Here is a 14,160-nt window from a genome sequence, read left to right as displayed (position 1 = left end):
GAATCGCACGCACACCGAAAAGCACTACGGTGCAGCGACTCCACACTCACGATCCGAGCAGATCTCGCAGGCTTTCGTCACTTACCGGCGTCGTGGCTAGACCCAGCACCCCGGCAAGGAATCCGCGGATAGTGACCACGAAAAGCTCGCGCGACGACCACTGGTTGGCCTCGAGCGCGCGGGCGAGGGTCGGGTGTCTACGCTCATCGACCTTCGGGAAGACCTCTGTGCTGCCGACCGGATCGCGCATCAGATCGCTCAGAGTGGTTGCGAGAGCGAGTTTCTCCAGACCGTCCAATATCACTACATGGAGTCGCGCCGGAACGCCCCCGCCCTCGAGGATTCGCGCACACCGTTCATACGTTCGGGTCAGGACATCCCGGGGAAGGAATTGCACCAACACGAGGGCGGCATTGGGATGACGGAGGATCGCGTCGCGGTAATTGAGGCTGAGTTCGACGAACCACTCCACCCAGTCCGTACCCGACGAATACTCGGGCACCGTCGCCCCGGTCATCAGTTCCTTCGCCACCTCGGTCATGAGCTCACGACGATCAGCGAAGTGGTGGTACAACGAGGAGGTACTTACGTTCAGCTGTTTGGCCACGCGCGGCAGACTGAACGCATCCATGCCTTCGGTGTCTATGATCTCGATGCTTGCCGCGATGGTCGCACTCCGGCTGATCAGAGGCTTTGCCGGTCTCCCCATCATGTCCCACTTTCGATCGACCCGAGACTCAGCTCCACGACCCCGCCGTATCGGCTCCGATGGAAAACCAGTGGCTCCGTCACCGGATCGGACCCGAAATCGAGCAAGCCGCCAACGGCGATGAGGTGATCTCCACCGTCGTGCTCTGCAGTGAGCGCCACCTCGAACCACGCAGCCACCCCCTCGAGAATCGGCGCGCCGCGCTCGGCCGGTCGCCACTGCACTCCGGCGAATTTGGGTCCGCCCGATTTCGCGAAGCGGTCGCTGAGATCGCGTTGACCCGAGGAAAGAACGTTGATACAGAATGTCTCGGCAGTACGGATCGCCGGCCAACTCGTCGAACGCCGACTCGGGCACAGTAAGACCTGAGGTGGATCCAGCGACAACGCCGAAAACGACTGGCAGGTGAACCCAGCCGGTTCGTCACCCACCATCGCCGTCACCACCGTCACGCCGGAACAGAAATGTCCCAGAACGTCGCGAAGCGCCCGCGTGTTCACTGCCGATTGTGTGCTGCTGCCCGATTGTGTCGACACGTGTGGTCCTCTCATACTCTCAGTGCGATGTGCACCCTGATCTCGCCTGCAGGACTGAGCCATCCGCGCCGATCAGCGAACTCGATCATTGCTTCGAATCGCGCCAACCACGATGGGTCCAATGCCTGCTCCCCCGCAAGGGCGCGGATCGTGTCTGGTTTGACGAAGACCTGCTGTGCGCCGGATGGTCGGCCGAGGGGCGAGAGTCGGTCTGCCCAGGTTCTGCACTTCGGGTCGGCCGGTTCGATATGGAGGGAGCCGAACTCGTCGGCGTCTTCGAGCCGGAACTGTGACTTACCGGAAGTCTCGTCAACCACGATCCGCATGGGTTCCTCCGCCGTTCATTGTGGTGTGGTGGAAGATAGGGCTGCGGGCATCGAGGATAGGCAGCACTTCATGCAGCAGTAATTGCACACATGCATCGCGTGTGTTCCTCTCCGTGACAGCAGGAACGACAGTGACACCGTCGGCAATGTCCGCCGCGCGGATGTCGAGGATCAGACTTGCCAGGCCGCTCGGCGTTCCGACGTAGACGACGGTGTCGCCTTCCGTCATGCCAGTTGCCCACGGGCGCCTCTGTCCTGTGCCGGCTTCGAAGCGCGCGGTGCGAGCGTCCGGCGCGATATGGACGACGACGTCGAGCAGTACGTCGACCCGGCCACCGGATGTGTCGCCCGCGGCCCGAATGTAGGCGCACTTCTTCTGCGCCTCTCGAAGGTTCGGGGCTGTAATTCGCACTGTGCGGGGGTCATCCGGGCGCCGCACCACGATGGTGCTGTCGACCGGCGCGTCTGGCGTCGACAGGTCCACGGCCACGGTGAGCTGTACCCCGTTCACGACGTGGTCCGTCCCGTACGGGGTGCGGTTCGTCGCCACACCAGTGCCGGTGACAGGGTCGTGGTGCGGAACACCAATGGATCCGAGGACAGGGTCATTCGGTCACCGTCGAAGCGCACATGCCGCTTCTGGTTCTCACCGAGCCAGTTCGGGTACAGCGATACCGCCATCTCGTGCCATACGGCGGAGTGATCCTCGTCGACGTGGTAGGGCCCCGAATACGCAAGGTATCCCCCGGCAGCCTCGCTCCGTTCGCTGATCTCGCCACTGTGGACGTTGCGCGAGCGGTACAGGGTTCGGCCAGGGCGCATGACTTGCGCCGACATGAACCCGTCCGCCGAGTAGATGATCAATCCGCGGGCCTCGGGACCGAGAGGGTAGTCGACTTTACCGCTGTCGGAGGTCGTCGAGTACTCGACCAGTTCCCAGGCCCCGACGATTCGTTCGGCGATCGAGACGCCTTCGGTGTCGGTGTCGGTATCGGTGCTCATGTCATGCTCCCTTTCAGCTCACAGCACATCGCGCGTGCAGAGAAGGACCGAGCTCGACAATGCGGCCATGGGCCCGCCGATGAAGAGTGAGACCTGTGCATCGGGAACCTGGTTGGTGGAGGTTCCACGCACCTGGCGCACGGCCTCGACTGCCAGACCCATTCCGTTGACGAACGAATCCGCGAGGTTTCCACCACTGGTATTCACCGGGAGCAGCCCGTGCGGGGCGGTCAGATTCTCGAGGGTCATGACCTTGCCGGCCTCGGCACCGGGTGGGCACAGACCGTGATCGATCAGTGCAGCCACACCCGAGCCGCTGAAGTTCTCGTATACCTGGACGACGTCGACCTGGTCGGGACCGAGGTCGGCGTCTGTCCACAAGGTTTCGGCAACTCCGGCGGCTCCGGAGAATCCGGCCGAGGTGTAGTCGAGATCGTTCTCGCTGTCGACAGCGTATCCGCCGACCGCACCCTGACTGCCGGCCAGCACGTAGGCCGGACTGGGTGAAAGTTCCTCGGCGCGGTCGGCGGCGACCAGGACGAGCGCCACAGCCCCGTCGTTCTCCCGTGAGCAGTCGTACAGCCGGTAGGGCTCGACGATCATCCGCGATGCTTCGTATTCGGCTTCGTCGAGCGGGCGGCCGTACGCGGCGGCGTACGGGTTGCGCTGCGCGTGGAAGTAGTCGGCGAGAACCAGGGATCTCATCGCAGATTCGGGAACACCGTCGTGTTCGAGCATCCGTCGGGTGCGCAGCGCGCAGGCTTGCGCCGGCGATCCGACCCCGTGCGGGAGCATATGGCCGTCGAAGTGATGCTTGGCGTATCCGAGTCGGCCGGAATCCTGCTGTGCCATGGCGCGATACACGACGACGCACCGCGCTTGTCCTGCAGCGATGGCGACTGCCGCGTTGGTGATCGCTGCGGCAGCACCACCTCCGCCACCACCCCAGATCATGGTGGACCATCGGATCCGGGGTGACATGAGCGACGCACCCACGACCGTCCCGTCGTTGTCGCCGCCCCCGTACGAGACGAATCCGTCGATTTCGCGTGGTGACACACCGGCGTCAGCCGCAGCCTCGACGATGGCTCGCAAAGTCATCCGGAGTTCGCTGTCGGGCGATTCTCCTTGCTTGTAATGGAATTCACTGGCACCCACGACGGCTGCGGCACCACGGAGAAAGGTATCGGTCATCGCCCGGTTCCCCGTTCGGTCTCGGTGGTAGTGCTCGCCAGGCGCCAGCGAAGCACCGGCCATGGTGCATCGGCGGGCTGCTGGATGATCCCCGCAACCCCGTCACCGATGGCAATGTCACCGTCACCATTCTCGGCGAGCAGACCGAGTACTCGTCGTCCCCCGGCATGCGGTAGTTCGACCAGAACCGTGACGAACGGCAACTCGTCGGCCAGCTCCGGGATGAAGGGGTGCCACGTCCGCGACCACGAGAAGATTCGTCCGACCGGTTCCACTGCAGTCCATTTCGGGTCGAACGTCTGACACCGGCCGCACATCCACCGCGGTCCCCAGATCCACAGGTCGCACTCTCCGCACCTTTGCAACCTCAGCTCACCCGCCCGCAGACCCTCCCAGTACGGCATGTCGAGGCCGTCTGCGTACGGACCGGCCAGAGCCGTTGCCGGAAACTCGCGTGCTGTACCGGCACCGGGCGTCATCGGATCGCTCCACTCTCGTGAATCGGCATTTCGCTTCCTTCTGCTGCAGGCGGGCGTCGTGGGGAACCCGACGATCAGTGCTTGGTCAGGTATCCCGCATCGATCGGCAGGTCGATTCCGGTCACGTACTTCGCGGCGTCGGAAACGAGCCACAACACGGCGTCGGAGATGTCCTGCGGTTCGAGCATCATCACGTCCAGCAGATTCGTGCGGTCGTTGTGCTTCCACTTCCGCACCACGTGCGGCAGCACCTTCGACAGGCCGGCCGCCATAGGCGAATTGACTCCTGTCGGGTTCACCGTGTTGACACGGATGTTGTGGTCAGCGAGCTCGAATGCGAGGGTGTCCTTCAGCCCCTGCAGGCCATGCTTCGCGGCGCCGTAGTGCCCCCACGACGGGGAAGCACCCAGCCCGTCGACCGACGAGGTGATCACGATCGATCCGCCGCGGCCACCCTCGATCATCACGGGGACGACAGCCTTGCACGCCTTCCACGCGCCGGTGAGGTTGACGTCGAGCATCGTCTGCCACGCGTCGTCTTCGATCTCGATCGTCGACTCTGCGTGATCGTGGATGCCGGCGTTAGCCAGCAGGATGTCGATACGTCCGAACTGAGAGACGGCCAGATCCGCGACAGCCCTCATATCTGCACTGCTCCGGACATCCGCCTGCATGCCGGCAATCTCGCCACCGGCTTCCTTGACCAGCTGGATCGTCTCCTCGAGATCATCCCGTGTCGCGAGTGCGTACTGCACCTCGCCGATCGGTGCCGCGATGTCGCAGACCACGATCTTTGCCCCCGCAGCGGCAAGAGTGAGCGCATGTGAGCGGCCCTGTCCTCGTGCGCCGCCGGTGATGACTGCAACTTTTCCGTCGAGTCCGTCGAGAGAGGTCATCGATTCTCCTGATTCGAAGTGGGTAGTGATGTAGGAATTGCCGGACGTACTACCCTGCGCTCTTCGCGCGTTCGTAGTCTTGTGTCGCCTGGCTGATGCCGGTCGCGAAGCGCTCGCTGAAGCCTTCCTTGCGTGCCTGCGTCCAGTGGTAGGAGTTCAGCAGCGGTTCGCAGGTGCCCGTGAATCGGGGCATGACGTCGCGCATGAGGATGCGGTACATGCGCGAGGTTGCCTCGATGTCTGCCCAGTCGTGTGCTGTCGCGAGGAAGGTGCCGAATCCACCAGTGCGGTCGATGATCTTCTGGATGTAGTCGATGGCATCGTTCGCATCGCCGATGCAGCCGTATCCGGACTCGTTGACACGCCGGACCAGTTCCTCGTGCGCGACTTCTTCGCCCGGTTCGATCATCTTCATCGGGGTGACGACGTGGCGGTAGTCCATGAAGTCGCGCAGCCCGTACCGCGTATCTTCGACGGCCTGCTCGAAAGTGTCGGCGATATGGATGTTGCCGACGATCGCCCAATCGTTCCGATCGACGCTCTGCCCGTACACATTCGCCTCATGGGTGGTGATATCCCAGGTCTGGGCGAGCAACTCGACCGACTTGGCGCTCGTACCACCGATAGACAGCAGACCGAGCCCGTACTTGCCGGCCAGCTTCGGGCCGGACGGCGACATCGCGGCCGCCACAGTAATCGGTACCCCCGGATAAGAATAGGGGCCGAGTTGGACTCGCGCGTCCTCGAGAGAGAACCATTCCGTCTTCCGGTCGACGGGTCCCGACGTATTGAGCAATTCCAGGATGGCGTCGAGCGATTCTTCCATCCGCGGTCGCAACAGGTTGTAGTCCATGCCCATCATCTGCGAATCGGCCACGAGCGCGCCCGGCCCGACTCCGATACGTATGCGGCCACGGGTCATGTGGTCCAGAAAGGTGATGCGATCGGCCACCATCAACGGATGGTGGTAAGGAAGGGATATGACGCCACTGCACAGCTCGATACGCGACGTACGCTGCGCTGCTGCCGAAATCATCAGCTCGGGCGAAGGCCCGACCTCGTACCCACCACTGTGATGCTCCCCGAACCACACCTGATGGAATCCGAGCCGATCGAGGTCCTCGACATGGCGGAGGTCCTGCTCGATCGCCATAGTGGGGTTCCGCCGAGGGTTGTGGTACGGCGGAAGGAACACTCCGCACCGCAAGGGTGCCTTCCTCGAGGCCGGCGCATTGTTCACGGCCGACCCGTTATTCCCAGTTTTTGGTTCCACGTCAGATCTCCTGTCGGTCGTGGCGTGATGCGCCGCAGAATGGTGATGATGGCGCGAGCCGTCCGGCTACGCGGCACGAAAGCAATCGGCTCGGACCACCACACTTGTTGTTACACAGACGATCTGCTCGCACTTACTAGCTCACAAGGTGCACAGAGGGCCGCGTTGGTACGCGACTCGCCAGCAGCACCATAGTGCCGTGCGTCACATCGCTCAATCTAAACCCTATCGGTTAAGTGGTCAAGCGGAACCTGCTACGCGGCAGCGATTCCCTACCAAATTGGATCTGGCGCCCATTCACCCTTGACCGGTGGGAAAGAGCTGATCTACCTTCAACTCAGGGCAATCGCCCCTCTCACGTCGGCCTTCGCGCTCGCCACAGCGCGAACTCGCCTGACGCCCGGAAGATCACCACCCCGCCGAGGTGATCCCGGGACCACTCCCTCGCGAAGGATCGCCAATGACGACGACACAGCTCGATATTCCCGAACATCTGATCACCGACTTCGATGTGTACGACCCCTCCCTGGCCGTGCCCGCCGACGTGTTCCAGGAGCGCGTCGCCGCGCTGCGCAAGCAAGGGCCGGTCCTCTACTCCCCGCATCACGGGGGGCATTGGGTGGTCACGCGGTACAAAGAAGCGCTTCAAGTACTCCAGGATCCGGAGACATTCTCGAGCTTTCCGAACAATCTGCTCAATGCCGCGCAGGGCAAGTTCCTTCCGCTCGAGCTCGATCCGCCCGAACACAGCTACTACCGGCAGGCATTGCAGCCGCTGTTCAGTCCCAAGCAGATGAAGGCGCTCGAGCCGGAGATCCGGAAAATCATCACCGAGTTGATCGACCAATTCGCCGACAAGGGCGAATGCGAGTTCATCTCGGAGTTCGCACACGAGCTGCCGACTCGGATTTTCCTTGCGCTCATGGGATGGCCGCTGAGTGACGCGCCACAATTCACGGAGTGGACCGACATCACCCTTCAGGGGATCCCCGGGGCGAGCGAGGCGGAATCGGCCGAGGCGCGCGCGAAGGCCGCCGGAGAGATTTACGAGTACTTCGGGAAGGTCGTCGCACGAGTTCGATCCGGTGACGACAGTTCCGAGAGCCTTACCGCGCAGATCATCAACACCCCGCTCGACGTCGACGGAACACCTCGGCCACTCACCGACGAGGAACTGAGCCGGATGTTCTTCCTGCTGCTCGTCGCGGGACTGCACACCGTCCAGGGTGCTCTCGCCTGGGGACTGATCCACCTGTCGCACAACCCCGAGCAGCGCGAGGCGATCATCGACGACCCGACGCTGATTCCGTCGGCTGTGGAGGAGATCCTGCGGATCGAAACCGCCACGAGCAGCGGGCGTCGCGCGACCCGGGATGCCGAGATCGGTGGTGTCTCCATCAAGGCCGGCGATCAACTGTTGGTCGTCATGACGTCCGCAAACCGCGACGACGACGAGTTCGACAGCCCTGAGGAGTTACAGATCGAACGGCACCCCAACCGGCACATCGGCTTCGGCGCAGGTCCGCATCGCTGCCTCGGCTCCCATCTCGCGCGGCTCGAGCTGCGACTCGCGATGGAGGAGATCCACCGGAGAATTCCCGACTACGCGCTGGTTCCGGACAACCCCGCGGTCTTCCATTCGTCCCAGGTTCGCGGATGCGAGAAGCTACCGATCACGTTCACGCCGTCGACGCACTGATCTCCGTCAACCCGGTCGCGGGCACGCAGTCCGAACAGTAGAAGGTCCCCGGAGAAAATATCCGGGGACCTTCTCTGCTGTGTCACACCGTGGAGGAGACCGGTGACAGCGCCGGATCATCCGCGGGCGGTTGCAGCACACCGTCGTGCACGAGCGAATCGATCTCGACTGTGCTCAGACCGAGCACTTCCTCGCAGATTTCCCGTGTCTGCGCACCTGCCACGGGTGCCTGTCGCAGCGGCCAGTCCGGCAAGGCCGCGAAGTGCGCCACCTGCTTGGCCGTCGGAAGCGGCGCCGGAAGCAGCTCGTGTTCGAGCTCGGTGTAGGCACCGCGCGCGGTCAGGTGCGGATTGGTCAACAGGTCCGGGAGCCGGATCATCGCGCCGGTCGGTATCCCGGCGGCCTGCAACGTATCCATCGCTTCGGTCGGCGTGCGCAGCAGCAGCCACTGTGCCAGCACCTCGTCGGCCTCGGCCCGGTGCGCAATTCTGAGCTCGGCGGTGGCGAAACGCGGATCGTCGACGAGGTCGGGGCGTCGGAGCACCCCGCACAGCGCGACCCAGTCGGCGTCGTCGCGGACGGTGACAACACACCACTCGTCGTCGCCCGCACACGCGTACACCCCGGAGGGCGCCGAGTACGGATCGGAATTGCCCGGGGCGCTGATCGAGCCCGGTGCGAGGTGTTCGGCGACGAGTTGGTTGCCGAGTTGGACGATCGCGGTGTCGGCTTGGGCGACTTCGATGGTGGCACCGCGTCCAGTCTGCAGCCGGTGAATCAACGTGGCGAGGATGGTGGTGGCGGTGACCTGTCCGGCGATATGGTCGGGGTAGACCGTCGAGCCGTCACTCAATCCGTCGGAAGTATCGGAGTATCGCCAGAGCGCCGAGACGCCGCAGGCTGCCCGAACCAACGGACCGTAGCCCAGTCGCTTGTTCCACGGGCCGACACCGCCGAAGGCGCTGCTCTCCGACACGATGATGCGCGGATTGATCGTGGCGAGCTCGTCGTACGACAGACCCATCGACGCAAGGGTGCCGGGCTTGAAATTGGCGAGCACGATGTCCGCTTCCGCAGCCAGCCGCTTGAAGATGCGGATACCCTCGGGGCTGCGCAGGTTGAGCCCGAGGCTGCGGCGATTGCGATGGCCCCAGGCGACGGATGCCGCCAGCGCAGCGCCGCGCTTGGATTGGCGCAGCCCGTCGGGGAACTGAGAGTTCTCGATCTTGATGACGTCGGCACCGTTGTCCGCGAACTGGCGCCCGAGCTCGGCACCGAACACCACGACACCCATATCGAGGACCCGAAGTCCCTCGAACGGTCGTGCACCCGGCTCGCGCTGTGGTGCGGGAATCGGAACGGGGGTGTCGGCCCCGGCCGAGCGGAGAACCAGATCGTTGTGTTCCCCGAGCTGCGGTGCACGGGAGCGCAAGCCGGCGCGTTCGCCGTTGATCTTCGCGTATCCGGACGGGACCCGAGCAGTGAGGCCGGAAGCGATTTCGGCGTCGACGAATGTACCGGACGCAGCGAAGTGCTCGGTGGTCAATACCTCGGCCACGGTGTTGAGGCCGCCGATCGGAATTCCGCGCGCAGCACCTTCCGCGACGAGGTCGTCGCGGGTGTACGTGCTGAACAGCTGCTCGATGAGCGGATTGAGCCGCTCGGATGCGGCGAATCGGGCGGGAATGGTGTCGTATTTCGGATCCGCGAATTCTTCCGGCCGACCCAACCATTCGTACATCGCTTGCCACTGACGCTTCGCGAGCAGGCAGATTCGCACCTGCCCGTCGCCGCATCGATACACCGGGTAGAAGTTTGCCGCATCAGGTCGGCCCCGCGGGAAGTCCTCGGATCGACCCGCGGCAGCGGAGCCCTGCACACCGAAACCGGGATCGAAACCGTGCACGATGACCTCGAACGCGGAGATGTCGACCAGCTGCCCGTGGCCGGTATGCAACCGGTCGTAATAGGCGAGCAGTGCGGACCACGCTGTATGCACACCCACCGATTCGTCGATCAGCCCGTTCGGCGGCAGCAGCGGGGCCTCCCCTGGCTCACCGGAGCGCGAGAGCACACCGCTCAGTGCATAGAGGACCTGCTCGGTCGCCGCCCAGTCGCGATACGGACCGTTCTGACCGAAACCGGTGATCGACACGGCCACGAGCGCGGGATTGACGCGGCACAGGTCTGCAGCTCCCACCCCACGCCGGGCCAGAAAGCCCGGCGGGAACGACTCCAGGAGAATGTCCGAGCGCTGTGCCAGCAAGCGCAGCCGTTCCCGGTCGTCGTCCGTGTCGAGGTCGAGCACGATGCCGCGCTTGTTGGCGTTGCGCAGCGCGAACGGGATGCTCACACCGTCCCGTATCGGCTGGGCCGTGCGCGAAGCCGATCCTCCCGGAAGTTCGACGCGGACGATCTCGGCGCCGAGGTCGGCGAGAAACCGCCCCGCCGTGTCCCCGAATCCGTCCGTCAGCTCCAATACCCGGACACCCTGCAGAGGTAGTGCCATCATGCGCTCCAAAGTGGTTGCTCGTCGCGGAATACGCTGTCGTCAGCGAGTTCCGAAGTACACCGACTTCGAGGTGAAGTACGGTGCGAGTCCCTCCGGGCCGAGCTCGCGGCCCAGCCCGGACGACTTGACGCCACCGAACGGCGCGTCGAGGTCGAGGGCGTAGTAGTTCACTCCCACCGTGCCGCTGTGGATTCGAGCCGCCAGATCGAGACCGTGCTGCTCGTCCGTGGTCCAGACCGTGCCACCGAGGCCGTATTCGGAGTCGTTGGCGATGGCGACGGCCTCGTCTTCACCGTCGTACGCGCTGATGGTCAGCACCGGGCCGAAGATCTCTTCCTGCGCGATGCGGGCGGAATTGTCGACGCCGGCAAACACGGTCGGCTCGACGAACCACCCCTGCGGCTGCGCGGCGGGTGTGCCGCCGCCGGTGGTGATGCGATAGCCGGCGGCACGGCCGGCCTCGATGTAGCCGAGGACGCGGTCACGCTGCGCGGCCGAGACGAGCGGACCGATCTCGGTGGCCTTGTCGAGCGGATCGCCGACGGTCAGTGCCCGCACGGTCTCGGTGACGGCGTCGACGACCTCGTCATACCGCGAGCGGGGGGCGAGGATCCGGGTGCTCGCGTGGCAGGTCTGACCGTTGTTCACCAGAGACACTTCGAGCAAATTCTTGACGAACACGTCGAGATCGGCGCGCTCGGTGACGATCGCCGCGGACTTGCCGCCGAGCTCGAGGGTGACCGGACGCAGCAACCGGCCACACACTTCACCGATGGCGCGACCTGCCGCGGTGGATCCGGTGAACGCCACCTTGTCGACTCCCGGATGGGAAACCAGATAGGCGCCGGCATCGCGGCCGGCCGGCACAACGTTGACCACGCCGTCGGGTAGACCGGCCTCGACCGCGGCCTCGGCGAACACGAACGCGTCGAGCGCCGTCTCGGGGGCGGGCTTGAGCACCACCGTGCACCCCGCCGCCAGTGCGGGAGCCAGCTTCATCGCCGCAAGCGGTTGCGGGTAGTTCCACGGCGTGATGGCCGCGACCACACCCACCGGCTCGCGACGCACGACGGTGCGGCCACCGAAGGCGCTCGGCCGCACATCCTCGTTGGCCGCATCGCGAATCAGAGCTGCGTAGTACGAGATCATGGCTGCCGGGCCGAAACCGTTGACACCGCCCGAAAGGGCGATCGGCATACCGTTCTCCCGGCTCACCAGCCGGGAGGTGTCCCGCCCGCGTGACTTGAGGGCGGCAGCGAACTTGTCGAGCAGATCGGCCCGCTCGACGTTGGTCAGCGCACTCCACTGACCACTCAGTGCGGTGCGCGCGGCCGCGACGGCCGCATCGATGTCGGCTTCGGACGCCATCGCGGAGGTGCCCAGTACCTTCTCGGTGGCTGCCTCGATGACATCGACGGTGCCTCCGGACTTCGGTGCCACCCATCGGCCACCGATGAACAGCTCATTCCTGTCCGTGGCGTTGTCACCGCGTATCGTGTCACGGTCGTTCATGTCATGCCTTTCGGAAAGGGGGCGGTCACAGGGTCTCTTCGTGGCCGAACAGCACCGAACTCACCAGCGGTGCCATCGGGCCGCCGATGAACAGCGACGTCTTCGCGCCGTCCACCGGGTTGGTCGAGGTGCCGCGAATCTGCCTGACCGCCTCGACCGCCAGGTTCAGGCCGTTGATGAACGAATCGGCGAGGTTGCCGCCGCTGGTGTTGACGGGCAGCTTGCCGTTCGGCGCGGTGAGGTTCTCGATGGTCATGAATGTGCCGGCAGCCTCGCCCGGCGGGCACAGACCGTGATCGATCAGCGCCGCCACGGCGGGGCCACTGAAGTTTTCGTACACCTGGACCACGTCCACGTCGTCCGGCCCGAGACCGGCTGCGGACCAGAGCCTTTCGGCGACGCCGGGCTTGCCGTTGTTGGCCGGGCCGAATCCGGCGCTCATGTACTGCTCACCGAGATCGTTGTCGATCAGTTCCGAGTATCCGCCCGGTGCACCTTGCGCGCCCGCGAGGAGATACGCCGGGTCGGGACGCAGGGTCTTGGCTCGCTCGGCCGAGACGAGCACCAGCGCGACCGCGCCATCGCTTTCCCGGGAGCAGTCGAACAGGTGGAAGGGCTCGGCGATCAACCGTGAGTTTTCGTAGGCCTCCTCGTCGAGGGGTCGTCCGTAGCCCTGCGCGGTGGGGTTCTTCTGCGCGTGCTGATACGACGCGAGGACGAGAGAACGCATGGCCGTGCGCGGCACTCCGCCGTGCTCGAGCATCCGTTGGGTGCGCATCGCGCAAATCTGTGCGGGCGAGCCGATGCCGTGGGCGAGAAAGTGACTGCCGTAGTGATACTTCGCGTATCCGAGCCGGCCCGTATCCGCCTGCGACATCGCGCGATACACGACGACACAGTCTGCCTGGCCGGTGGCGATCGCGGTGGCCGCATTCGTGATGGCAGCTGCGACGCTGCCGCCACCACCGCCCCACATCATGTTGGACCAACGCAGTTCGTCGATCAGCAATGCGCCGCCGATGATGGCACCGTCGTTGGCGCCACCCGCGTAGGAGACGAAACCGTCGATCTCGCGGGGGCTGATACCCGCGTCGGCACACGCTCGAAGAATGACCTCGAGGGTCATGCGCTTCTCGCTGTGCGGGGCTTCGCCGCGCTTGTAATGCTGTTCGGCGACGCCGACGACTGCAGCCGCGCCGCGCATGATGTTGGCGCTCATCCTTTTTCTCCTTCTGCGGTCGCGGCGCGACGCCAGCGCAGCAACGGCCAGGGGGCGCCCTCGGCGTGTTCGAAGACTCCGACGACCCGGTCGCCGATCTCGGGATTCGTTTCGATGTCGTCGGCGAGTATGCCCAGCACCCGTCGGCCGTCGGCGTGTGGCAGTTCCACCAGCACCGTCACGTACGGCAGCCGATCGGCGTATTCGTCCATGTAGGGGTACCAGCTGCGGTTCCAGCTGTAGACGGTGCCGGACGGTTCGACGGTTTCCCATCCGAGGTCGAAGCTGTGGCAGTGACCGCAGATGGCCTGCGGACCCCAGATCCAGGTGCTGCATTCGTTGCAGCGCTGAAGGCGCAGCTCATCGACGCGCAGGCCGTCCCAGTACGGTCGATCGAGTCCGTCGGGTGTGGGGCCCCACGGTTCCGCGACGGGCTCTGGTGCGGTCATGCGTGTGCCTCCGTTCCGGTGGGGAAGTTCTCGAGTGCCGCGGCGAGCCAGCGTCCGTCGTGCCGTTCCCAGATCGAGCGCAGCCCGATCGACCGGTCACCCATGTCATAGACGGTTTCGCCGACCATTCGGTCGCCCTCGGCGCGCACATCCTTGATCTCGAAGCCTTGCGCGGCCTCCCGGGGGGTGTCGACTCCGTCGAAGACCTGCGGAATGTTCTCTCGCACCATGTCGGCGAGAGCGGCCTTCACGTTTCCGGCGACAACGTGGCCGACATGCTGTTCGTACAGTGCGCGAAAGTCTTCGACAGACATCTGGAAACTCCTCGATTTCGTGACACGTGCATGCCGTGTC

At 64.6% G+C, this 14,160-nt stretch carries 15 protein-coding genes; 1 reads left to right on the top strand and 14 read right to left on the bottom strand.

Translation table 11 applies throughout. From position 1 onward, the window contains the following. Window positions 1-46 precede the first annotated feature (46 nt). The 9 genes from L1080_RS30665 to L1080_RS30625 all read right to left on the bottom strand — a co-directional run bounded on the left by L1080_RS30665 (window position 47) and on the right by L1080_RS30625 (window position 6,382). Window positions 47-709, bottom strand: coding sequence for a TetR/AcrR family transcriptional regulator (locus L1080_RS30665; protein WP_250769941.1), 663 nt, complete (start codon window positions 707-709; stop codon window positions 47-49). Further along, window positions 709-1,245, bottom strand: a complete 537-nt coding sequence (locus L1080_RS30660) for a flavin reductase family protein (RefSeq protein WP_159923853.1) — start codon at window positions 1,243-1,245, stop codon at window positions 709-711. The genes L1080_RS30665 and L1080_RS30660 overlap by 1 nt, the downstream gene beginning before the upstream one ends. Before the next feature lie 11 nt (window positions 1,246-1,256). Then, the gene (locus L1080_RS30655) at window positions 1,257-1,571 is read right to left on the bottom strand and encodes a hypothetical protein (protein WP_250769944.1); all 315 of its coding nucleotides are present in this window, start codon (window positions 1,569-1,571) and stop codon (window positions 1,257-1,259) included. Then, window positions 1,555-2,082 (bottom strand): hypothetical protein, encoded by a 528-nt coding sequence (locus L1080_RS30650; protein ID WP_250769947.1) that lies wholly within the window; start codon window positions 2,080-2,082, stop codon window positions 1,555-1,557. The genes L1080_RS30655 and L1080_RS30650 overlap by 17 nt, the downstream gene beginning before the upstream one ends. Next, window positions 2,079-2,573 (bottom strand): lipocalin-like domain-containing protein, encoded by a 495-nt coding sequence (locus L1080_RS30645; RefSeq protein ID WP_250769950.1) that lies wholly within the window; start codon window positions 2,571-2,573, stop codon window positions 2,079-2,081. The genes L1080_RS30650 and L1080_RS30645 overlap by 4 nt, the downstream gene beginning before the upstream one ends. Window positions 2,574-2,591: 18 nt before the next feature. Next, on the bottom strand, window positions 2,592-3,767 hold the full coding sequence (locus L1080_RS30640) for a thiolase C-terminal domain-containing protein (protein WP_250769953.1): 1,176 nt from the start codon (window positions 3,765-3,767) through the stop codon (window positions 2,592-2,594). Continuing rightward, on the bottom strand, window positions 3,764-4,246 hold the full coding sequence (locus L1080_RS30635; RefSeq protein ID WP_250769956.1) for a Zn-ribbon domain-containing OB-fold protein: 483 nt from the start codon (window positions 4,244-4,246) through the stop codon (window positions 3,764-3,766). Before L1080_RS30635 ends, L1080_RS30640 begins: the two co-directional genes overlap by 4 nt. Window positions 4,247-4,320: 74 nt before the next feature. Then, the gene (locus L1080_RS30630; RefSeq protein ID WP_159923841.1) at window positions 4,321-5,142 is read right to left on the bottom strand and encodes a mycofactocin-coupled SDR family oxidoreductase; all 822 of its coding nucleotides are present in this window, start codon (window positions 5,140-5,142) and stop codon (window positions 4,321-4,323) included. A gap of 49 nt (window positions 5,143-5,191) precedes the next feature. Continuing rightward, entirely contained in the window at window positions 5,192-6,382 is a 1,191-nt protein-coding gene (locus tag L1080_RS30625; RefSeq protein WP_459032297.1) for an LLM class flavin-dependent oxidoreductase, read from the bottom strand. A 493-nt stretch (window positions 6,383-6,875) separates the two neighbouring features. Here L1080_RS30625 and L1080_RS30620 point away from each other — a divergent pair, with 493 nt between their 5' ends. Beyond that, entirely contained in the window at window positions 6,876-8,114 is a 1,239-nt protein-coding gene (locus L1080_RS30620; protein ID WP_250769959.1) for a cytochrome P450, read from the top strand. Between the two features lie 82 nt (window positions 8,115-8,196). Here the strand turns inward: L1080_RS30620 and L1080_RS30615 are convergent, their stop codons facing one another. From L1080_RS30615 to L1080_RS30595, 5 genes are read right to left on the bottom strand one after another with little or no spacing between them, the layout of a single operon-like run. Then, a complete protein-coding gene (locus L1080_RS30615; RefSeq protein ID WP_250769962.1) occupies window positions 8,197-10,626 on the bottom strand; it encodes a CaiB/BaiF CoA transferase family protein in 2,430 nt (809 codons plus the stop codon). 39 nt (window positions 10,627-10,665) lie between these two features. Next, on the bottom strand, window positions 10,666-12,138 hold the full coding sequence (locus L1080_RS30610) for an aldehyde dehydrogenase (protein WP_250769965.1): 1,473 nt from the start codon (window positions 12,136-12,138) through the stop codon (window positions 10,666-10,668). A gap of 25 nt (window positions 12,139-12,163) precedes the next feature. After that, window positions 12,164-13,357: a thiolase C-terminal domain-containing protein gene (locus tag L1080_RS30605; RefSeq protein WP_250769968.1), complete on the bottom strand. Its 1,194-nt coding sequence runs from the start codon at window positions 13,355-13,357 to the stop codon at window positions 12,164-12,166. Continuing rightward, window positions 13,354-13,806 carry a Zn-ribbon domain-containing OB-fold protein gene (locus L1080_RS30600; RefSeq protein WP_250769970.1) on the bottom strand — a complete coding sequence of 151 codons (453 nt, stop codon included), beginning with the start codon at window positions 13,804-13,806 and terminating at the stop codon, window positions 13,354-13,356. Before L1080_RS30600 ends, L1080_RS30605 begins: the two co-directional genes overlap by 4 nt. After that, window positions 13,803-14,120: a hypothetical protein gene (locus L1080_RS30595; protein ID WP_159923826.1), complete on the bottom strand. Its 318-nt coding sequence runs from the start codon at window positions 14,118-14,120 to the stop codon at window positions 13,803-13,805. The genes L1080_RS30600 and L1080_RS30595 overlap by 4 nt, the downstream gene beginning before the upstream one ends. Window positions 14,121-14,160: the final 40 nt, after the last annotated feature.

The organism is Rhodococcus sp. MSC1_016, assembly GCF_023667485.2.
Lineage (GTDB): Bacteria > Actinomycetota > Actinomycetes > Mycobacteriales > Mycobacteriaceae > Rhodococcus_F > Rhodococcus_F oxybenzonivorans.
The sequence above is the reverse complement of the archived record's forward strand: the minus strand, read 5'-3'. Positions and strand labels throughout refer to the sequence as shown.

Bases quoted from the DNA above. Each gene is read 5' to 3' on its own strand.
- L1080_RS30665 (WP_250769941.1), bottom strand. From the start codon at position 709: ATGGGGAGACCGGCAAAGCCTCTGATCAGCCGGAGTGCGACCATCGCG.
- L1080_RS30655 (WP_250769944.1), bottom strand. From the start codon at position 1,571: ATGCGGATCGTGGTTGACGAGACTTCCGGTAAGTCACAGTTCCGGCTC.
- L1080_RS30645 (WP_250769950.1), bottom strand. From the start codon at position 2,573: ATGAGCACCGATACCGACACCGACACCGAAGGCGTCTCGATCGCCGAA.
- L1080_RS30640 (WP_250769953.1), bottom strand. From the start codon at position 3,767: ATGACCGATACCTTTCTCCGTGGTGCCGCAGCCGTCGTGGGTGCCAGT.
- L1080_RS30635 (WP_250769956.1), bottom strand. From the start codon at position 4,246: ATGACGCCCGGTGCCGGTACAGCACGCGAGTTTCCGGCAACGGCTCTG.
- L1080_RS30630 (WP_159923841.1), bottom strand. From the start codon at position 5,142: ATGACCTCTCTCGACGGACTCGACGGAAAAGTTGCAGTCATCACCGGC.
- L1080_RS30620 (WP_250769959.1), top strand. From the start codon at position 6,876: ATGACGACGACACAGCTCGATATTCCCGAACATCTGATCACCGACTTC.
- L1080_RS30615 (WP_250769962.1), bottom strand. From the start codon at position 10,626: ATGATGGCACTACCTCTGCAGGGTGTCCGGGTATTGGAGCTGACGGAC.
- L1080_RS30610 (WP_250769965.1), bottom strand. From the start codon at position 12,138: ATGAACGACCGTGACACGATACGCGGTGACAACGCCACGGACAGGAAT.
- L1080_RS30605 (WP_250769968.1), bottom strand. From the start codon at position 13,357: ATGAGCGCCAACATCATGCGCGGCGCGGCTGCAGTCGTCGGCGTCGCC.
- L1080_RS30600 (WP_250769970.1), bottom strand. From the start codon at position 13,806: ATGACCGCACCAGAGCCCGTCGCGGAACCGTGGGGCCCCACACCCGAC.
- L1080_RS30595 (WP_159923826.1), bottom strand. From the start codon at position 14,120: ATGTCTGTCGAAGACTTTCGCGCACTGTACGAACAGCATGTCGGCCAC.